General features: G+C 46.6%; 25 protein-coding genes. 14 read left to right on the top strand and 11 right to left on the bottom strand.

From position 1 onward, the window contains the following. Positions 1 to 56: 56 nt before the first annotated feature. The 3 genes from waaA to coaD are packed head-to-tail and all read left to right on the top strand — an operon-like array spanning position 57 to position 2,584. A complete protein-coding gene (gene waaA, locus B498_RS04455; protein WP_008502697.1) occupies positions 57 to 1,331 on the top strand; it encodes a lipid IV(A) 3-deoxy-D-manno-octulosonic acid transferase in 1,275 nt (424 codons plus the stop codon). Continuing rightward, on the top strand, positions 1,331 to 2,101 hold the full coding sequence (locus tag B498_RS04460) for a glycosyltransferase family 2 protein (protein WP_008502696.1): 771 nt from the start codon (positions 1,331 to 1,333) through the stop codon (positions 2,099 to 2,101). Before waaA ends, B498_RS04460 begins: the two co-directional genes overlap by 1 nt. 3 nt (positions 2,102 to 2,104) lie before the next feature. Then, positions 2,105 to 2,584: a pantetheine-phosphate adenylyltransferase gene (gene coaD, locus B498_RS04465; protein ID WP_008502695.1), complete on the top strand. Its 480-nt coding sequence runs from the start codon at positions 2,105 to 2,107 to the stop codon at positions 2,582 to 2,584. A 2-nt stretch (positions 2,585 to 2,586) separates the two neighbouring features. On the opposite strand, the gene mutM is transcribed toward coaD, so the two are convergent. The 4 genes from mutM to radC form a co-directional block, all read right to left on the bottom strand. Beyond that, complete coding sequence (gene mutM / locus B498_RS04470; protein WP_008502694.1) at positions 2,587 to 3,396, bottom strand: bifunctional DNA-formamidopyrimidine glycosylase/DNA-(apurinic or apyrimidinic site) lyase; 810 nt, start codon at positions 3,394 to 3,396, stop codon at positions 2,587 to 2,589. 72 nt (positions 3,397 to 3,468) lie between these two features. Then, positions 3,469 to 3,636, bottom strand: coding sequence for a 50S ribosomal protein L33 (rpmG, locus tag B498_RS04475; protein WP_003024094.1), 168 nt, complete (start codon positions 3,634 to 3,636; stop codon positions 3,469 to 3,471). Between the two features lie 22 nt (positions 3,637 to 3,658). Beyond that, the gene (rpmB, locus tag B498_RS04480) at positions 3,659 to 3,895 is read right to left on the bottom strand and encodes a 50S ribosomal protein L28 (protein WP_002436699.1); all 237 of its coding nucleotides are present in this window, start codon (positions 3,893 to 3,895) and stop codon (positions 3,659 to 3,661) included. 218 nt (positions 3,896 to 4,113) lie between these two features. Beyond that, positions 4,114 to 4,782 (bottom strand): RadC family protein, encoded by a 669-nt coding sequence (gene radC, locus B498_RS04485; protein WP_008502693.1) that lies wholly within the window; start codon positions 4,780 to 4,782, stop codon positions 4,114 to 4,116. Positions 4,783 to 4,954: 172 nt separating this feature from the next. On the opposite strand from radC, the gene coaBC reads away from it, so the two are divergent. The 3 genes from coaBC to slmA all read left to right on the top strand — a co-directional run bounded on the left by coaBC (position 4,955) and on the right by slmA (position 7,319). Beyond that, entirely contained in the window at positions 4,955 to 6,166 is a 1,212-nt protein-coding gene (gene coaBC, locus B498_RS04490) for a bifunctional phosphopantothenoylcysteine decarboxylase/phosphopantothenate--cysteine ligase CoaBC (protein WP_025910617.1), read from the top strand. Further along, positions 6,144 to 6,602 carry a dUTP diphosphatase gene (dut, locus tag B498_RS04495; RefSeq protein ID WP_008502691.1) on the top strand — a complete coding sequence of 153 codons (459 nt, stop codon included), beginning with the start codon at positions 6,144 to 6,146 and terminating at the stop codon, positions 6,600 to 6,602. Before coaBC ends, dut begins: the two co-directional genes overlap by 23 nt. Before the next feature lie 120 nt (positions 6,603 to 6,722). Then, entirely contained in the window at positions 6,723 to 7,319 is a 597-nt protein-coding gene (slmA, locus tag B498_RS04500) for a nucleoid occlusion factor SlmA (protein WP_008502690.1), read from the top strand. An 82-nt stretch (positions 7,320 to 7,401) separates the two neighbouring features. On the opposite strand, the gene pyrE is transcribed toward slmA, so the two are convergent. Further along, the gene (gene pyrE, locus B498_RS04505; RefSeq protein WP_008502689.1) at positions 7,402 to 8,043 is read right to left on the bottom strand and encodes an orotate phosphoribosyltransferase; all 642 of its coding nucleotides are present in this window, start codon (positions 8,041 to 8,043) and stop codon (positions 7,402 to 7,404) included. 67 nt (positions 8,044 to 8,110) lie between these two features. After that, the gene (gene rph, locus B498_RS04510; protein ID WP_008502688.1) at positions 8,111 to 8,827 is read right to left on the bottom strand and encodes a ribonuclease PH; all 717 of its coding nucleotides are present in this window, start codon (positions 8,825 to 8,827) and stop codon (positions 8,111 to 8,113) included. Positions 8,828 to 8,952: 125 nt separating this feature from the next. Between rph and B498_RS04515 the strand changes: the two genes are divergently transcribed. Continuing rightward, entirely contained in the window at positions 8,953 to 9,816 is an 864-nt protein-coding gene (locus tag B498_RS04515) for a YicC/YloC family endoribonuclease (RefSeq protein WP_008502687.1), read from the top strand. A 192-nt stretch (positions 9,817 to 10,008) separates the two neighbouring features. Beyond that, complete coding sequence (locus B498_RS04520) at positions 10,009 to 11,271, top strand: tyrosine-type recombinase/integrase (protein WP_008502686.1); 1,263 nt, start codon at positions 10,009 to 10,011, stop codon at positions 11,269 to 11,271. A gap of 73 nt (positions 11,272 to 11,344) precedes the next feature. Here B498_RS04520 and B498_RS0121660 read toward each other — a convergent pair whose 3' ends face one another. From B498_RS0121660 to B498_RS22545, 3 genes are all read right to left on the bottom strand, one after another. Beyond that, complete coding sequence (locus tag B498_RS0121660; protein WP_237716810.1) at positions 11,345 to 11,704, bottom strand: acyl-CoA dehydrogenase; 360 nt, start codon at positions 11,702 to 11,704, stop codon at positions 11,345 to 11,347. A 40-nt stretch (positions 11,705 to 11,744) separates the two neighbouring features. Continuing rightward, positions 11,745 to 12,239: a hypothetical protein gene (locus B498_RS23200; protein ID WP_008502685.1), complete on the bottom strand. Its 495-nt coding sequence runs from the start codon at positions 12,237 to 12,239 to the stop codon at positions 11,745 to 11,747. Between the two features lie 93 nt (positions 12,240 to 12,332). Then, a complete protein-coding gene (locus B498_RS22545; RefSeq protein ID WP_237716809.1) occupies positions 12,333 to 12,929 on the bottom strand; it encodes a hypothetical protein in 597 nt (198 codons plus the stop codon). A gap of 246 nt (positions 12,930 to 13,175) precedes the next feature. On the opposite strand from B498_RS22545, the gene B498_RS0121655 reads away from it, so the two are divergent. After that, positions 13,176 to 13,556: a helix-turn-helix domain-containing protein gene (locus B498_RS0121655; RefSeq protein WP_032623044.1), complete on the top strand. Its 381-nt coding sequence runs from the start codon at positions 13,176 to 13,178 to the stop codon at positions 13,554 to 13,556. Positions 13,557 to 13,587: 31 nt separating this feature from the next. Here the strand turns inward: B498_RS0121655 and B498_RS04525 are convergent, their stop codons facing one another. Next, complete coding sequence (locus B498_RS04525) at positions 13,588 to 14,139, bottom strand: hypothetical protein (protein ID WP_008502683.1); 552 nt, start codon at positions 14,137 to 14,139, stop codon at positions 13,588 to 13,590. Between the two features lie 285 nt (positions 14,140 to 14,424). Between B498_RS04525 and B498_RS22540 the strand changes: the two genes are divergently transcribed. From B498_RS22540 to B498_RS04545, 5 genes are all read left to right on the top strand, one after another. Next, entirely contained in the window at positions 14,425 to 14,658 is a 234-nt protein-coding gene (locus B498_RS22540; protein WP_032623043.1) for a helix-turn-helix transcriptional regulator, read from the top strand. Positions 14,659 to 14,846: 188 nt separating this feature from the next. Beyond that, a complete protein-coding gene (locus B498_RS04530) occupies positions 14,847 to 15,914 on the top strand; it encodes a hypothetical protein (RefSeq protein WP_008502682.1) in 1,068 nt (355 codons plus the stop codon). Between the two features lie 170 nt (positions 15,915 to 16,084). Continuing rightward, positions 16,085 to 16,696, top strand: coding sequence for a hypothetical protein (locus tag B498_RS04535; RefSeq protein WP_008502681.1), 612 nt, complete (start codon positions 16,085 to 16,087; stop codon positions 16,694 to 16,696). Further along, positions 16,693 to 17,193: an ImmA/IrrE family metallo-endopeptidase gene (locus tag B498_RS04540; RefSeq protein ID WP_008502680.1), complete on the top strand. Its 501-nt coding sequence runs from the start codon at positions 16,693 to 16,695 to the stop codon at positions 17,191 to 17,193. The genes B498_RS04535 and B498_RS04540 overlap by 4 nt, the downstream gene beginning before the upstream one ends. A 10-nt stretch (positions 17,194 to 17,203) precedes the next feature. Next, positions 17,204 to 18,334 (top strand): beta family protein, encoded by a 1,131-nt coding sequence (locus B498_RS04545; protein ID WP_008502679.1) that lies wholly within the window; start codon positions 17,204 to 17,206, stop codon positions 18,332 to 18,334. Between the two features lie 54 nt (positions 18,335 to 18,388). On the opposite strand, the gene B498_RS04550 is transcribed toward B498_RS04545, so the two are convergent. Continuing rightward, positions 18,389 to 19,090: a sce7726 family protein gene (locus tag B498_RS04550; RefSeq protein WP_008502678.1), complete on the bottom strand. Its 702-nt coding sequence runs from the start codon at positions 19,088 to 19,090 to the stop codon at positions 18,389 to 18,391. Positions 19,091 to 19,330 lie beyond the last annotated feature (240 nt).

Below are 19,330 nucleotides of genomic sequence, written 5' to 3'. Positions count from 1 at the left end.
TAGACGGCTCAAATGCTTAGAATTTGCCCGCCGAAACTAAAAAAACGGATAATCGCTTGGAATTGTTGTATACCGCCCTGCTCTACATTATTCAGCCACTGGTGTGGCTGAGACTGTTGCTTCGTAGCCGGAAAGCGCCTGCGTATCGTAAACGCTGGGCTGAACGCTATGGCTTCTGCCGCAATAAAGTCGCACCGGACGGTATTTTGCTGCATTCCGTTTCTGTCGGTGAAACGCTGGCGGCGATTCCGCTGGTTCGCGCCCTGCGTCACCGCTACCCGTCGCTGCCGATTACCGTCACGACGATGACGCCAACCGGCTCGGAGCGCGCGTTATCCGCTTTCGGCAAAGATGTTCATCACGTCTATCTCCCTTACGATCTCCCCTGCGCCATGAATCGTTTCCTGAATACCGTTCGCCCGAAGCTGGTGATCGTGATGGAAACCGAGCTGTGGCCAAACATGATTTCCGCCCTGCATGCCCGTAAAATTCCGCTGGTGATTGCCAACGCGCGCCTGTCAGAGCGCTCGGCGAAAGGTTACGGCAAGCTGGGTAAATTTATGCGCCGCCTGCTGAGCAAAATCACCCTGATTGCCGCGCAGAATGAAGAAGATGCGGCACGCTTTATCTCTCTGGGCTTGAAGCGCAACCAGCTTGCAGTGACGGGTAGCCTGAAATTTGATATTTCGGTTACCCCTGAACTCGCCGCCCGCGCGATCACGCTTCGCCGCCAGTGGGCCCCGCGTCGTCAGGTCTGGATTGCGACCAGTACCCATGACGGTGAAGAAGAGATCATCCTGCAGGCGCACTGCAAGCTGCTGGAAAGCTTCCCTGATTTACTGCTAATCCTCGTGCCCCGCCATCCGGAACGTTTTAAAGATGCCCGTGAAATGGTGCAAAAAGGCGGTTTCAGCTTCACGCTGCGCAGCAGCGGGGAGATCCCGTCTGGCAGCACCCAGGTGGTGATTGGCGATACGATGGGCGAACTGATGCTGCTCTACGGCATTGCTGACCTCGCGTTTGTCGGCGGCAGCCTGGTGGAGCGCGGCGGCCATAACCCGCTCGAGCCGGCAGCCCACGCGATTCCAGTGCTGATGGGGCCGCACACATTTAACTTCAAAGATATCTGCGCAAAATTACAGCAGGCCGATGGTTTAATTACCGTGACCGATGCGGACTCCGTAGTTAAAGAGGTCTCAACCCTTCTGACTGACGAAGATTATCGCCTGTGGTACGGGCGACATGCGGTCGAAGTGCTGCACCAGAACCAGGGTGCCCTGACCCGTCTGCTGCAGCTTCTGCAACCTTACCTGCCCCAGCGGAGCCACTGATGTCAACGCGTCTGTCGGTCGTGATGATCGCCAAAAACGCCGCCGACCTGCTTCCGGACTGCCTGGCGTCGGTAGCCTGGGCTGATGAGATAGTCATTCTTGATTCCGGAAGTACGGACAACACGGTGGACGTTGCCCGGGCAGCGGGCGCAAAAGTCTTTATCGATACTGACTGGCAAGGCTATGGCATCCAGCGCCAGCGCGCGCAGGGGTTTGCCACCGGAGATTATGTCCTGATGCTCGATACTGACGAGCGCATCACGCCGGAGCTTCAGCAGGCCATTCAGGCGGTGCTTTCCTCACCTCAACCTGGTGCTGTATACAGCATTGCCCGCCGCAACTACTTCCTTGGCCGTTTTATGCGCCACAGCGGCTGGTATCCTGACCGCGTGACGCGCCTTTACGAGCGCGAGCGCTATCAGTACAACGACAATCTGGTGCATGAATCCCTGAGCTGCGACAACGCCCAGGTCATCCCCCTGACGGGCGATTTGCTGCACCTGACCTGCCGCGATTTCGCGAGCTTCCAGCGTAAACAGCTCAACTATGCCACGGCTTGGGCGCAGGAGCGTCACCAGCGCGGCAAGAAGGCCTCACTGACCGGTATCTTTACCCACACGCTGGGCGCGTTCCTGAAAACGCTCCTGCTGCGTGGTGGCGTTCTGGACGGTAAGCAGGGCTGGTTACTCGCGGTAGTGAATGCCCAGTATACTTTCAACAAATACACCGAGCTGTGGGCGCTCTGCCGCGGCTACTCAGAGAAAACGTGAGCCATGAGCACAAAAGCGATTTATCCGGGTACCTTCGATCCGATCACCAACGGTCATCTTGATATCATCACCCGTGCGGCGTGCATGTTTGACAAGGTCATCCTGGCCATTGCCGCGAGCCCCAGCAAAAAGCCGATGTTTGACCTCCACGAGCGCGTGCAGCTTGCCACCGATGCCATTTCGCACCTGCCGAATGTTGAGGTGGTCGGGTTTAGTGACCTGATGGCTAACTTCGCCCGGGCCCAGCAGGCGAACATTCTGATCCGCGGTTTACGCGCGGTGGCAGACTTCGAATATGAGATGCAGCTGGCGCACATGAACCGCCACCTGATGCCGGAGCTGGAGAGCGTGTTCCTGATGCCCTCCAAAGAGTGGTCGTTTATCTCGTCCACGCTGGTGAAAGAGGTGGCGCGCCATCACGGGGACGTTACCCATTTCCTGCCGGTTAACGTCCACCAGGCGTTGATGGAAAAGCTAAAGTAGCCCTATTTCTGGCACTGACGGCAGTAGAACGTGGCGCGCTGGGCGTGCTTCGTGGCAATAATGGGTGTGCCGCAGACTCTGCACGGTTCGCCCTTACGGCCATACACCTGCAGTTCCTGGGCAAAATAGCCCGGCTTGCCGTCACTTTGCAGGAAGTCCTTCAGCGTTGTCCCCCCCTGCTCAATCGAGCGCAGCAATACGGCTTTAATCACCCGGACCAGCAGCTCGCACTCCTGCGCCGACAGCGACGAGGCCAGCCGATCGGGGTGGATCCCGGCCGCAAACAGCGATTCGCTGGCGTAGATATTCCCCACGCCGACCACCAGCTTGTTATCCATCAGCCAGGGCTTAATCGGGCTTTTCTTCTTCGCGCACTTCGCCTTGAGGTATTCCGCGTTAAACGCGTCTGAGAGCGGCTCCGGGCCCAGATGCGCCAGCACGTTATGCCCTTCCAGCTCCTTCGTCCACAGCCACGCGCCAAAGCGCCGTGGATCGGTGTAACGCAGCACTTTGCCGTTGCTCATCACCAGATCCACGTGGTCGTGCTTTTCCGCAGGCAGTTCTTCGGTAAGAACGCGCAGGCTCCCGGACATCCCCAGGTGGATAATGATCCAGCCGTCGGGCAGCTCCAGCAGCAGGTATTTCGCGCGGCGCTGCACGCTAAGGACGGGTTTATCGCTCAGGGCATGGATCTCATCGGACACCGGCCAGCGCAGACGCCCGTTACGGACAACCGCGTGAAGAATCGTCGCGCCGACCAGATGGGGCTCAATGCCGCGACGGCTGGTTTCTACCTCAGGTAATTCAGGCATGGTTCCTCCGTTGAGATACAGAATGCAAAAAACCCCGCAGTTGCGGGGTTTTTCGATACAAGGAGACTAAAATTATTTGATTTTAGCTTCTTTGTACAGTACGTGCTGGCGTACAACTGGATCGAATTTTTTCAGTTCCAGTTTTTCCGGCTTAGTACGTTTGTTCTTCGTGGTGGTGTAGAAGTGACCTGTACCAGCAGAAGAAACCAGCTTGATTTTCTCGCGAATACCTTTAGCCATGATTTATTTCCTCTTTAAGTACTTAGTACTTTTCGCCACGGGCACGCAGTTCAGACAGAACTGTATCGATGCCTTTCTTATCGATTACACGCATACCTTTAGCAGATACGCGCAGGGTGACAAAACGCTTCTCGCTCTCAACCCAGAAACGGTGAGAGTGCAGGTTCGGCAGGAAACGGCGTTTAGTCGCGTTCAGTGCGTGGGAACGGTTGTTACCGGTCACCGGACGCTTGCCAGTAACTTGGCAGACTCGGGACATGTCTATTCTCCAAAAATCAAATTAGCTCGAGCTTCGTATGGGGTATCGGCGCCTCGTCAGGCTTTACAGCCCGGTCATCGCATAGTTCTAAGTGAACTCTCGATTGCCAGGCCCAAATGCCAAACCCGAGATTCTCAAAGGTGGCGTAGTATACGCTGACTCGGCGGTGTGCTCAAGTCCCGAACAGACAAAGATCCCGATGGATCGCGAGAAATAGCCTAAATCCAGCCATGTTCTGCAAAAGAAATGTACTCTCCGCGGCCAATTATCAGATGGTCCAGCACACGAATGTCCATGAATTGACAGCATTTGATAATGCGCTCGGTGATTTCTTTGTCCGCTCTGCTCGGTTCTGCACAGCCTGAGGGGTGATTATGCGCGAGGATCACGCCCGCTGCATTCACTTTTATCGCTTCCCGCACAATTTCTCGCGGATGCACCTCAACGTGGCTTAACGTGCCGGCAAAGAGGCAGCTATGTTTCAGTACCCGGTTTCTGTTATCGACAAAGATCACCATAAAGATCTCGCGCTCGATATCGGTTAACTGGCTTTGCAGATATTCACGCGTCATCGCTGGCGTCAGGATCGGATCGTCCTTCTCCATGCGGACATTGTAAAAACGGCGGGCAAGTTCAGCAATGGCCCGCAACTGGGCATATTTCGCCACACCGATCCCTTCTACGTGCTTAAACTGCGCCAGTTCGGCGGTCAGCAAACCGTGCAGAGAACCGAAATGTACGATCAGCTCTTTTGCCAGCGTAAATACCGTTTTACCGGGCGTTCCGGTACGTAAAAAGAGCGCCAGCAGTTCATCATCTTTTAACAGGGTGACGTCATAGCGCAGCAGTTTTTCGCGCGGCAGCAGCGGCTCATCCTCTTCTTCCATGCTCTTTCTCCCTTTTTTAACCGCATGCTGCCACAGGCCAGTCAGGCACTCGACGACCACGTTGCGTTCTTGCGTAGCGCCTCGCAAAGTGGTCGAAGGACAAAATCACCCCGTTTTGGGGATTGTGATAAAATGCCCGCTCTCTGGTGAACCCCAACAGGAAAGAATCATGATGAGCCTGGCCGGTAAAAAAATCGTTCTTGGCGTGAGCGGCGGTATTGCTGCCTACAAAGCGCCGGAGCTGGTGCGTCGTCTGCGCGAGCGCGGGGCAGATGTACGGGTCGCGATAACCGAAGGCGGTAAAGCCTTTATCACTCCTCTGAGCCTGCAGGCCGTTTCAGGATACCCGGTATCTGACAGCCTGCTCGATCCGGCCGCCGAAGCCGCGATGGGCCATATTGAGCTTGGGAAATGGGCAGACCTGGTTATCCTCGCGCCCGCCACGGCTGATTTAATCGCCCGGGTAGCGGCCGGTATGGCAAACGACCTGGTCTCCACCATTTGTCTGGCCACACCTGCGCCTGTTGCCGTCGTGCCTGCCATGAACCAGCAGATGTACCGTAACGCGGCTACGCAGCACAATCTTGAGACCCTAGCCTCACGCGGCCTGCTTATCTGGGGTCCGGACAGCGGTAGCCAGGCCTGCGGCGATGTTGGCCCGGGCCGCATGCTTGATCCGCTGACGATTGTTGATATGGCCGCGGCCCACTTTTCGCCTGTCAACGATCTGCAACATCTCAACATCATGATAACCGCGGGCCCCACGCGCGAGCCGCTGGATCCGGTGCGCTACATCACCAACCACAGTTCCGGCAAAATGGGCTTTGCGATTGCCGCCGCCGCCGCGAAGCGCGGTGCGAACGTCACGCTGGTGAGCGGCCCGGTCTCTCTACCTACGCCTGCGTGTGTGAAGCGAATTGACGTTACCACCGCGCTGGAGATGGAAGCCGCCGTGCAGGCACATGCGCAAAGCCAGCAGATTTTTATCGGCTGTGCGGCCGTTGCAGACTATCGTGCTGAGACGATCGCCGAGGCTAAAATTAAAAAGCAAGGCGATGAATTAACACTAAAAATGGTGAAAAACCCGGACATTGTTGCCGGTGTCGCCGCACTAAAAAGCCACCGGCCATACGTTGTTGGGTTTGCCGCAGAAACGAATAATGTGGAAGAATATGCCCGGCAAAAACGTACCCGCAAAAACCTCGATTTGATTTGCGCGAACGACGTATCGCTGGCCACACAAGGATTTAACAGCGACAGCAACGCACTGCACCTTTTCTGGCAGGATGGAGATAAAGTCTTACCGCTTGAGCGCAAGGAACTCCTGGGCCAACATTTACTCGACGAGATCGTTACCCGTTATGATGAAAAAAATCGACGTTAAGATTCTGGACCCGCGTGTTGGCGAGCAATTCCCGCTGCCAACCTATGCCACCTCCGGCTCTGCCGGTCTTGACCTGCGCGCCTGTCTCGATGACGCCGTAGAACTGGCTCCGGGTGCCACGACCCTGGTTCCGACTGGCCTGGCGATTCACATTGCTGACCCGTCGCTGGCAGCGGTTATCCTGCCGCGTTCTGGCCTGGGCCATAAGCACGGCGTTGTGCTGGGTAACCTGGTGGGCCTGATCGACTCCGACTATCAGGGTCAACTGATGGTCTCCGTCTGGAACCGTGGTCAGGACAGCTTCACCATTGAACCGGGCGAGCGTATCGCACAGATGGTCTTTGTACCGGTGGTACAGGCAGAATTTAACCTGGTGGCAGACTTTGACGCCACCGACCGTGGCGAAGGCGGCTTCGGCCATTCCGGGCGCAAATAACGGCCCGACAAACACGTATCTCACAGCGTCATAATGCAATAACAAACCGCAAACGTCCGTTTGCGGTCGCTGTGTGGATGCCAGCCTGGCAAGTGCTTATTTTCAGGGGTATTTTGTAACATGGCAGAAAAACAAACCGCGAAAAGGAATCGTCGCGAAGAAATACTTCAATCTCTGGCTCTGATGCTTGAATCCAGCGATGGCAGTCAACGCATCACCACCGCTAAACTGGCCGCCTCCGTAGGCGTGTCTGAGGCGGCGCTGTACCGTCATTTTCCGAGCAAGACCCGGATGTTCGACAGTCTGATCGAGTTTATTGAAGACAGCCTGATCACGCGCATCAACCTGATTCTGAAAGACGAAAAAGACACTACCGCGCGTCTGCGTCTGATAGTGCTGTTAATCCTGGGCTTCGGTGAACGCAATCCGGGCTTAACCCGTATCCTGACCGGCCACGCGCTGATGTTTGAGCAGGACAGACTCCAGGGCCGCATTAACCAGCTTTTCGAACGCATTGAAGCGCAGCTGCGCCAGGTGCTGCGCGAGAAGAAAATGCGTGAGGGTGAAGGATACAGCATTGATGAAACGCTGCTGGCGAGCCAGATTCTGGCGTTTTGTGAAGGGATGCTTTCCCGCTTCGTGCGCAGCGAGTTCAAATACCGTCCAACGGACGATTTTGACGCCCGCTGGCCGTTAGTCGCAGCACAATTACAGTAACGCCATCGCCGGATGGCGGCTTCGCCTTATCCGGCCTACGAACGGGTAGGCCCGGTAAGCACAACGCCACCGGGCAATGCACTTAAACCCCGAACGCTTCGCGATACGCTTTTACCGCTGCCAGATGGTCCGCCATCTCAGGCTTCTCTTCCAGATACGCAATCAGATCTTTCAGGGTGATTATTGACGTCACAGTGCAGTTGTAATCCCGCTCCACTTCCTGAATGGCGGAAATTTCTCCGCGACCACGCTCCTGACGATCCAGCGAAATCAACACGCCAGCCAGCGTTGCACCGTTGGCCTGGATAATCTCCATTGATTCGCGGATCGCCGTGCCCGCGGTGATCACATCGTCCACCAGCATGACGCGGCCCTGCAGCGCGCTGCCGACCAGATTCCCGCCTTCACCGTGGGTTTTGGCTTCTTTGCGGTTAAAGCAGTACGGCACGTCGCGATCATGATGTTCCGCCAGCGCCACCGCGGTAGTGGTCGCAATCGGAATGCCCTTATAGGCCGGGCCAAACAGCAGGTCAAAATCAATCCCGGAATCCACCAGCGCTTCGGCATAGAAACGGCCTAACAGTGCCAGATCGCGCCCGGTATTAAACAGCCCGGCGTTGAAGAAATAAGGACTTTTACGCCCGGATTTCAGCGTAAATTCGCCAAACTTAAGTACCTGCTTGTTAAGCGCAAACTCAATAAACTGGCGCTGATACGATTTCATGGATTAGCTCCTTTGGTTTTTCTGTCTTACAGGCAAAAAAAAGGCGACTCATTGGTCGCCTTTAAAATCAATTTTCTAACGCCGCTTTCTGCGTCGTGACAATGGATTCGATTCCCCCTCGGGCCAACGCCAGCAGGGAGAGAAGCTCTTCGTGGGTGAACGGCTCGCCTTCTGCCGTGCCCTGCACCTCAATGATGCGACCGTCTTCGGTCATCACCACGTTCATGTCTGTCTCTGCAGCGGAATCTTCAACGTATTCCAGATCGCAAAGCGCTTCACCGTTAACGATGCCTACGGAGACCGCCGCAACCATGCCTTTCATTGGATTGGTTTTCAGCTTACCGACTGCAACCAGCTTGTTCAGAGCATCTGCCAGCGCTACACAGGCGCCGGTAATAGAGGCCGTACGCGTGCCACCATCGGCCTGAATCACGTCGCAGTCCAGGGTAATCGTGAATTCGCCGAGGGTTTTCAGATCAACGGCGGCGCGCAGCGCACGCGCGATCAGACGCTGAATTTCCATGGTACGACCGCCCTGCTTACCCTTCGCCGCTTCACGGGCGTTACGGGTATGGGTCGCGCGCGGCAGCATGCCGTACTCGGCGGTGATCCAGCCCTGGCCCTGACCTTTCAGGAAGCGCGGAACGCCTTCTTCGATGGATGCGGTACACAGCACTTTGGTGTCACCAAACTCAACCAGCACGGAGCCTTCAGCGTGTTTTGTATAGTTACGGGTCAGGGTGACGGGACGCACCTGATTGGCGCTACGACCTGATGGACGCATGATGGATTCTCCGGCTTGAAACGAATGTGGCTGCGCATTATACGGATAAAGGACGCTTATTCCTATCCTGAGAAGCCCCCGAAAGCTATAATCCCCCCATCTCTCCTTTAAAAACGGGAATGTCTATGATCCGCAGTATGACCGCCTACGCCCGGCGTGAAATCAAGGGTAGCTGGGGTAGCGCTACATGGGAAATGCGCTCGGTAAACCAGCGTTACCTGGAAACGTATTTCCGTATGCCGGAGCAGTTCCGCAGCCTTGAGCCTGTTGTTCGCGAGCGTATCCGTACGCGTCTGACGCGCGGTAAAGTGGAATGTAACCTGCGCTTTGAGCCTGATGCCAGCGCACAGGGCGAGCTGATCCTCAACGAAAAACTGGCGAAACAGCTCGTGAATGCGGCGAACTGGGTCAAAATGCAGAGCGATGAAGGCGAAATCAACCCGGTTGATATTCTGCGCTGGCCTGGCGTCATGGCCGCCGGTGAGCAGGATCTGGACGCGATTGCCGCTGAAATTCTGGCCGCCCTCGACGGCACGCTGGATGACTTTATCGTTGCCCGCGAAACCGAAGGTCAGGCGCTGAAAGCGATGATTGAGCAGCGCCTTGAAGGCGTGAGTGCGGAAGTGGCAAAGGTTCGCACCCATATGCCGGAAGTGCTGCAGTGGCAGCGCGAGCGCCTGGTCGCCAAACTGGAAGAGGCAGAAGTTCAGCTGGAAAACACCCGTCTGGAACAAGAGCTGGTGCTGATGGCGCAACGTATTGATGTCGCTGAAGAGCTGGACCGTCTGGAAGCGCACGTTAAAGAGACCTACAACATTCTGAAGAAAAAGGAAGCGGTAGGCCGCCGTCTGGACTTTATGATGCAGGAGTTCAACCGTGAGTCGAACACTCTTGCGTCTAAGTCGATCAATGCGGAAGTAACGAATTCAGCGATTGAGTTGAAAGTACTGATTGAGCAAATGCGCGAGCAGATCCAGAATATCGAGTAGTGTTTCACTCGATCTCATAGAGTCTCATCGCATCTCACCGCCTAAAAAAGCCATTGTAAAAAATGGCTTTTTTTGTTTTATATAGTCTCATATCGTATCACTACAGCGCATGTTTTAGGTGTACTTAAAGGTGTACTTACTCGGTTTTATGCACACCACTTTAAGTACACCCCATCTGGTAACGAGTGACATATGAGCAAATTGACAGACATACAGATTCGTACATGGATAAAAAACAAAGAAAATTTCGCGGGACGCTCCGATGGAAATGGGCTATATATCTGTTTTCCAGAGACATATAGCGCCCCATTCTGGCGCTTTCGTTACAAAATGGCGGGTAAAGCCAGAGTGATGCTCATTGGCTACTACTCCAGCATTTCACTTGCCAAAGCGCGGGAAATCGCTAAAGAGCTTTCCGCTCGTGTCGCTCTGGGCCATGACGTAGCGGGAGAGAAGCAAGAACGCAAAGCAGAAGCGTTGAAGAAAATGGAGGAAGAAAAACACGCATTACGTGTTTCAGAGTTAGCCGCCGAATACTTTGAACGCCAGATCCTGACCCGCTGGAAGCATCCGGACATTCTGCGCCGTCGCATAGACAAGGACATCAACCCTAATATCGGGCACCTCAGAATAGAAGATGTTCGTCCCTTCCATATTGATGACATGCTGCAAAAAATCGTTCAGCGTGGTGCACCGACAATCGCTAACGATGTGTTGAGATGGACTCGCCGCATATTCGATTACGGCATAAAACGGCATATGTTGGAAACGAATCCTACTGGCGCTTTTGAAATCGCTGATGCTGGTGGACAGGAACAAAGCCGGGAGCGCTGGCTCAGTCGTGAAGAACTCGTGCAGTTCTTCCAGACCATGCCAAAGACAAAGGGTTTCTCACGTCAAAATGAGTTAACCATGAAACTTATTCTGGTTTTCTGCTGCCGAAAAATGGAGTTTTGCGGCGCTGCGTGGGAAGAATTCGACTTTAAAAATGCCATCTGGCATCTGCCTGCTGAACGGGTAAAAAACGGCGATGCGATCGATATCCCTATTCCTGCTCCTGCGCTTGAATGGCTACAAGAACTTCATTGTATGTCATTTAATAGTAAGTGGGTTCTTCCGGCCAGAAAAATGCAGCATCGAATGATCCCCCATATTCAGGAAAGTACATTATCTGTAGCGTTAGGAAAAATTAAAGCTAACATGCCTAACGTCCCTAACTTCACTATTCATGATTTCCGGCGTACAGCACGCTCACATCTGGCCGCGCTGGGAATAGATCCCATAGTTGCTGAACGTTGCTTAAATCACCGTATCAAGGGCGTTGAAGGTATTTATAATCGTTACCAATATTTTGATGAACGTAAAGCAGCATTAGAGCTATGGATTAATTTACTCTTGTCTTTAGAAAAAGGTGAAAATTATAACGTAATGCCATTAAGAAAGGATATTGCGTAAGTTTTCCTCTATTTTAAACCCCTTATTTCCAACCTGAACTATTTCAGGTTGGAAATTGGCATTCCCAAACTAATTACTTCTTCTTGTATTTCCCATCCATAGCACCTATAGCTGATACGCCGCAGTAGTTGTCACATTTGTCAGTAATAACCTGTATAGTGCCATTTTGTTGTTCACTGATAACTACTGCGCACATACTTTCTTTATCGCTATACACCCATTGATTACGTAGCCCTTTCTCTGCCCCAATTGATATAGCTTCACCATATACTTCACATATTGATGTATCACCATGTGAAGCATTAATGTTGAATTCAGCAATCTCACCTCTCGGAGAAAGGGATAAAATACCATTACGTTTAACATATTCGCCAGCATGTGCCAGAGATACACTCGTGATTAAAATAAATGCTATCGTTATCTTTTTCATCATAATTCCATTATAAAATATTTATCTTTTATATAACAGATGGTTACCGATATGTTTTGGTACTTGAAAAACTAGTTTTCCTTGTTTCCACCCCTTGCTCCTGATATGTGTCACCACAAACAACACAACGATATTTTCTGGTGACATCATATTTTTCTTCCGTCCAATTTTCATGTATTACAATATGCTTACCTTCACGATCACCTGATGTTACCCGACCTCCATTTTTGATTGCACTACGAGGTATAGCGGATAAAAATATCTCTTCTGTATCAAGAAGCTCAATACTATATGTTGCATTGCAAGCCTCACATTGATAATCACCAGAGAGAAAATAAATAGTAACCTTAGTTGCAATAAAAAAAGATGCCGTAAATACTATTAAGGACAAACCTATTCTCGCAAACATAGGTTCAATAGCAAAAATAAAATAAACAGCACCCGCAATTAATAATGCGATGCCAGCGTCATACCCGATAGCTCTAAGAACTATTTCATTCTTGATTTTTTTCTGTGAAGCAGAAAGATTCTCGCTCATAATCCACCCATTCAAAAATAGTTAATCTCTAAACCTAGTTAATTTGTCGTTTATCTTAACGACAAGTTAACTTTAATAAAACACGCGATTTATTCATAAAATATTGTTCATGAAGGCTCCAATCGTATAGGTTCGTGAAATATAAGGTGACTCGATAAGTTTAAAAGTTCCTGCACCAACGATATGATTCATTACTTTTACATTCTGGGAAGATGACTTTTCGTGTGATTGTGTTCGATGGTAAAATGCAGAATATGCAACCAACCCTTCCCCCCAACTAATATTTCTAGTTGGAGCAACAATTGCATTGCAGAAAGATTTATGCAGAGTAAATAATTCTGCTACTCCATTGCCAACAGAGCAACTTGAGAAACAAATACACTTCCCTCGTAAAATTGGCCATGCAAGACGGTCGAAATCACGCCACGTAACAATATCACCGTCAGTAAGAGAAAAACCTTCATCAAAACCGTGCGCACTGATATGAATGTATTTTATATTTTCTCGCTTGGCTATGTTTAAAGCTTTAATAAACATTTTCTCATTAATCACCTCTATGCTTTTTGCATTAACACCCTGTAGTTGAAGTACACGTTTTAATGTATCTCCTTCGCATCTGCCATCATAAATATCCTGATCACTGCGTGATTCGATAATCAATATTTCTTGTTTTCTCATCAGCCATGCCAAACAAGCTATTCGTTTAAGAGTTTGTTATAGACTTATCAAAAAGATCTCTTATTACGGGAACAAAATGAACTTTTGCTCTCGTAAAAGCGGCTGATTACGAGGTATCCAATCTCTTGCTCCCTTCCCTTCATCACTATGGCTATAGATGCGCAAAATACATTTATAATCCATAGATGATGTTCATACAAGAGCAAAATGACCACAAACTTCCATCTATAGACATTTTATAGGTGAAGAGTGGTACGTATGGCTCAGTTATCTTCGGACAGTGCAGACAAACAGGTAGGCCAACGCATTCAAATGCGTCGTAAAGAACTGGGAATAACAGCTCAGCATTTAGCAGAACTCGTTGATATATCTCACCAACAACTATCGCGATACGAGCGCGGAACAAACAAGATCAACGTGGCGCATCTGGTAAATATCGCCATTACACTTGATACACCAATTAGCTGGTTTTTCATTGATTGTTTCACGGAACCAGATAGCCATAAACAGAAACAACTCGAATATGTACCAGTAAAGGATGCGGATCTGAAAAGCCGATTTGAAAAAATTTGGCCTCGGCTGACACATAAGCAGAGGCGTATATTGATTATGCTTCTTGATGAATATACCAAACAGTAATAAATATCAAGAGTTATTTCAGACAGGAATATTATGCTATTCCTGATGACTTAATGGGTAAAGGTTTTTTAAAATCGTGATCTAATTGCTTTAACGTCTCAATTACCTTTTCTTTATCCAACACTCTTTTTAGTGCTTTTTCACTCCACGAAGAATTTTTCCCGCCTTTAATCACCGATAAGGGGGTGAGCATTTTATCAGATGTCATCTTTGTTATGATTTCATTATCAGAGTAATTTTTATCATGTTTTAAATGATTCACAATTTTATATAACCGATAAAATTTTTTAGCTGTTCGTGATTTAGGTTTGTAAATCGATGATTCCCTTTCAATACGAAGCAAGTGAATCAAACTAGCTGAGTAAATTTCTATCAGGTTACGTTTTTTTGCCTCTGGACGTTGATATCCTAAAATTTCGCAAATATCCGATAACGACTCATAATCGGTATTATCCAATCTTATTGTAATACTATGTTCGCCAAGTTTTTCAAGTTTCTCTTTACGCTTATTTTGATATTCAACATCCCTTTTTCTTCTAACAACCAATTCATTAGCTTTTTCTGCTTTTGTTTTTTTCGTCATTCTTATTCCAACCACGCGTTAAAAATATCAGATCTGACGATCAGATTAATGTTCGATACACGATTGTCAAGATTGGATCTGATGATCAGATTAAAATCATTTTTTATAAATCTGACGATCAGACAATTTAATCCCAATTCAGAAAAAAATAACATTTAATATCAATGCATTAAACAACAAAAAATCTGATCGTCAGATTTACAAAAACCAGTATAAAAACGTATAAATCGAAAACTGTAAAGAATCTTCGTATCAATCCGATACGCAAATCGAACAGGTTTTGAGATGAATTTTTCACGTTTGATCAAGATGAAAATGGTTCTTGAATTGTGCGCTATATCCCGTGCAACGCTGTATCGCCAGATCAAAGCAGGCCACTTCCCTGAACCAGTTCGCTTAACAGGTGGGACAAATGACCAAAGTAATTCTTCTCGTGCGATTGCATGGCGAGAGGAAGAAATACTTCAATGGATTATGAGTCGCCAGAAAGTACCTTTAGCGCAGGAACATACGAATTAACCCTCCCATAACTAATATACCGTTGCTCTAATAGCACGTTATATACACACACATAGTATGTCTGAATAGAGAATATATCAGTTAAACATGCTTCAATAGCCATTAGGAGCATTTACACCCTATTAGAGTAAGTATCAACTGTCATTGTTCTCTATTCTATATATGGCTATTAGCCGTAAGGAATAACAATGCTATTAAATAAGCACAATATCGACTTTTGTTCTTCTATGAGAATTGGTAAGGACAATTTTGGACATTCATTAAAAATGCGAATTGATGGACTTGCAATTGTAAGTTGCTTCCTCAACAAAGCTGAGAAGAAGAGAGTATATTCTAAACTTAGAAAAATGAGAAAATTTAACTATAAAAAATATAGAGTGAGATACATAAAAAACAAAAAAGGTAAACCCTATCGTAACGCGCTATTAATCATGGGAATCAAAGAAAACTCTCCAGTTTTATTACGAATTGACTATTCACCAATAAATCATAACTCAGGAGGTATACGCTTAGATTTCCACCCCCAACATCTGACTGCAAGTAAGATCGATCATCTACTATCGTGGATGAATCAACGATTAGGGGAAGTATTTTATCACCTATTGGCACGATCATGGATTACACGAATAGATGTTGCTGTCGATATTTATGGTTGTCAGTTAGATAACTATATATGGGGATTGGAACGAGCAGGAAAAACATCGTATCGCAATAATAAAAAGAGTTTACCGAGTGTCAGGATCGGCAGTTCACGTTCTATTTTATATATTCTTTGCTATGAGAAGATAGATGCTCATGGAAGCAAACAACTCACTTTTCGGGAGAAATCCAGATTCATTAATATCAATCTGAATGAGCATCGGCAATTCTTGCGTATCGAGTCCCGATACCAACCCAATGCCACGCCTACGAGCAAGAGAGGTAATGCCCTGATGCTGGCTCACCTTCTGAGTATGGGAAACCCTTTCGAACGACTTCAAGTCTACTCGGACGATTTAGCATATGAGCTACTAACTAAGGGATACATTCGCGCGATTCCAGCAGAACCCAGCATAGCGGCATTGAAACGCTCTATAGTGCGAAACATGCAGAACTCACGTTTGCCCCGTGAGGTCATTGGCATAATCGTTAAGCATGAAATTGAGCTACTCAATAAGAATACAATTTGGGAGCAGTGGTCGCTCTGTGTTGAACGATTAAGCAGCATATTTAACATATCGTCAGTTTTCTTTTCGCACAACACAAAGAAGGATTAGAAAAAACCTGAAACTGAGAGGTTGACTACTCTTGTAAGGAGTAGTCATGTACCGCCCTCTCAACGAGCCCTGTTCAATGGCCTCATGGATGAGGCCATCAAAGTGGCTGTGGCGATTAACTTAAAGAGGTAGTACAGTAGGAAAATGGACAGCTCAACCTCATCATTTAAATGAATAAAGTATCCTATTTTTATCTTCTTTTGCTTATAACATGCTCCGTACCGCACGCTGTAAATGCCCAGACAGTAGCGAACGAAGGTTTACCGCTTGGCATCTCAACCCGAGCAGTGAGCACATACACTGAGAACAAGGTACATGAGGAAAACGTAAATCAAAATGAAGAGTTGCAATATCAAAAACTATTAGTATTAAATTCTGTGATTAATGATCAGAAAAAACAGATTCAATCCATGCAGGATAAAATTGATAAACTTGAAAACAGTAGTGGTCTCAATTTTGCCGTATGGACAGGAATTTTATTAGCTTCTGTCGCAGTAATTCTAACTGTCCTAGGGATCGTAATGGCATTATTCTCATTTTTAGGTTATAAGAAAATGATCAATAGTGCTCAAGATGCAGCCACAAAAATTTCTACAGAAAAAGCGTCAGAAGTTACTGAGAAATTAGCGCCAGTAGTGACTGAAAGTGTATTGCTCAAGTTGATAGATCAAGGAAACTTTGACGCTGTAATTTTCAGCGCAGTACAAAAAGTAACCTATCGTGGGATTGAGTTTTCATCTGGAGATATGCTTGAGGATAATAAACAGGAGGGTGTAGAGTGAAATTAACAAACTCAAATGAATGGGTTTCTCTCACCGAAGAACAAGCCTCATTAATAAGACAACATCAACTTCAATTTCCAATTGCAGTTGGAGCCATAGCAAAAGCATTAGGGATTACTGTAAAAAAATCCACTTTAGCTGCTGGAATATCAGGTGAAATAAAAGAAGAAGATGGAAATGTGGTAATCAGGGTAAACAGACATGATGTCAAAGAACGGCAACGTTTTACCCTCGCCCATGAAATAGCTCATTTTTTACTTCACCGAGACCGCATCGGTGATGGAATTACGGATGATATTTTATACCGTTCGAAGCTATCGGATTTCATGGAGGTTCAAGCAAATCGTTTAGCTGCGGACATACTTATGCCGGGTCATCTTATTCAACCAAAACTTAAAGAATTTACAGAACTCAGAGATGAGGAAAAATATGAAAAATTAGCTGATATGGCAGAGGTATCTACTACAGCTATAAAAATTCGTCTTGGTAAAGTTTGAGGGGGTGGGAATGTTTTCATTTGAGGATTCATTTAATTTTAAATATGCACCCATTCTTTCTTTGAGCCCTTCTGAAATGGAAGCATTAGAGCAACTTCCTGAAAAAGATAAGGAACTGATCTTACCTATATTTCCATTAAAAGGATGGATGAGTTCTCAAGTACTAGATAATTCTTTAAAAAAGATAAAGAAAACTATTGGAAACAGGAAATGGATAGCACATTTTGATAAAGAATATTTGTCTGGTAATAAACACTATCTGCTCACCGGAACTTATCCCAGAGAGGTTTTTAATCAACTGGTGGAGTTAAAAAAATCAAGTGAAGGATATAAAAACTGGTACCTTTTTTTGAAAGAAATCCCAGAAGCTATTCCAACCGTATTCCTTGATGACTTAGCACAACTTGAAAATCAGTTAACAAATTTAGCTAGTTTGGGTAGGGGACTAGTACTTGTATTTGAAGTAAAGAAACTAGCTCTAACATCTTACATTGAAATCATTAATACCATTACTAAATTAAAAATAAATGATATCTTTTTTGTGTATGATTTAGGTACAATTGGAAGTGAATATAATGATTATTATCAGCCTTTTATAAATCTAATAAATAGAACAAAAGGGATAATTCCATTTGCACGAATTACTATATCAGGAACATCATTCCCATTTAACTTTGCAGGTTATCATAGAGGAGAGAATTCTATTTATGAAAGATTACTTTTCAATAAAATAAAAAGTGCTGTTGCTTTCTACCCAATCATCTATTCTGACCGAGGGAGTGCAAGGATTGAAAAACAATCTGGTGGTGGAAATCTCCCGCCTCCAAGGATAGATTATCCTTTAAAGAATGATTGGCGTTTTATCCGACGCGAATTCAAAGATCCTAAATCTCCAGAAGAAGGAGAGAAAGAATACCTCTACTATCTTTGTGCTAAAGAAATTATGCAGCAGGAGTATTGGTCGAAAAGTTTGCATTTATGGGGCACGCAGATGATTGAATTAACATCAAAGCAAGAAAAGTTTGGAATAAATACCCCACAAAAAGCTACTGCGGTCAGAATTAATATTCATTTATATACTCAGTTACATTATGATCTTGAACTTGAAGAAATTGATACCGATGAGGATTGGGAAGATTAAAAATCTTACGAGCCGAAGATTTAATTATTATTAATAACTTTCTTCGGCATCTGTCTATTTTAACTGTTCTAACACACTACCTTGAACTAGAGCATTTGTGTGTTTTATTTTAGAATAAGGACTTAAAAATTCCAAATCGTTAATAGTTACTTTATTTCCTACATTTACATTCTCTAGAAAGTTGGTCGATGTTAACCTGAATCTCTGAGAGAGTATATCTATCACAAAGGATTTTAACTTTTCATACGAAATCTTATTAATATTATCTGTTAAAATGTTTTTTATTTCCTTTTTACCACCCGTACCTAATTTTATATTAAAGGCACTAGCCAACTTTCTCATGTCTTGTACTCTTAGCAAATCAAGATAATTAGCTTTACTCTCAATTCTCGAAGCTTTACCTCTTTTTTTTACGGTTATTTTTTGTTCTACAACCTCCCAAACCTCAATGTCACTACTTACTAAATTTAATATATTATTCAGATGTTTAGGTGTTGTGACAACGATGGTTTTGTCAAAATATTGACGGTATTTTTCCAGTTGACCTGATAGCCTGTACAGGCTATCAGCATCGCTTTTTATCTCATAAGCCACTATTTTTTTATTAGTCAAAACGGCTAGATCTAATCGTCTTGAAAAAGAGTCAATTGTTAACTCATTTATTACAGTAACATCTTTACTTAATTCACTTTTATCAAGCAAATAATTTAAGACAGTTTTTTTTATTTCTTTCTCGAAGGTGTTAAATTTGCTCATACTACCGCCATCAAAATAATCCTACCTTATAAGTATCAACTAATAATTCTCTTAGGCAAGCATTTTTACACCCCTTTAAGGGCTGCAATCTGAATTAAATATATGATCCTTATACCTTTGCATCATTCTATCTCCATTCCTCAAGACTCTGCTCTATAGTTGCAAGTCCTATGCAACGCGTCCTTATCTACATCTTAGCCGCGTTTCAATCCACACCGAGTCGAGATTTTCTTCCATGCA

It is taken from the genome of Enterobacter sp. SST3 (assembly GCF_000286655.1).
Taxonomy (GTDB): Bacteria; Pseudomonadota; Gammaproteobacteria; order Enterobacterales; family Enterobacteriaceae; genus Enterobacter; species Enterobacter roggenkampii.
The sequence above is the reverse complement of the archived record's forward strand: the minus strand, read 5'-3'. Positions and strand labels throughout refer to the sequence as shown.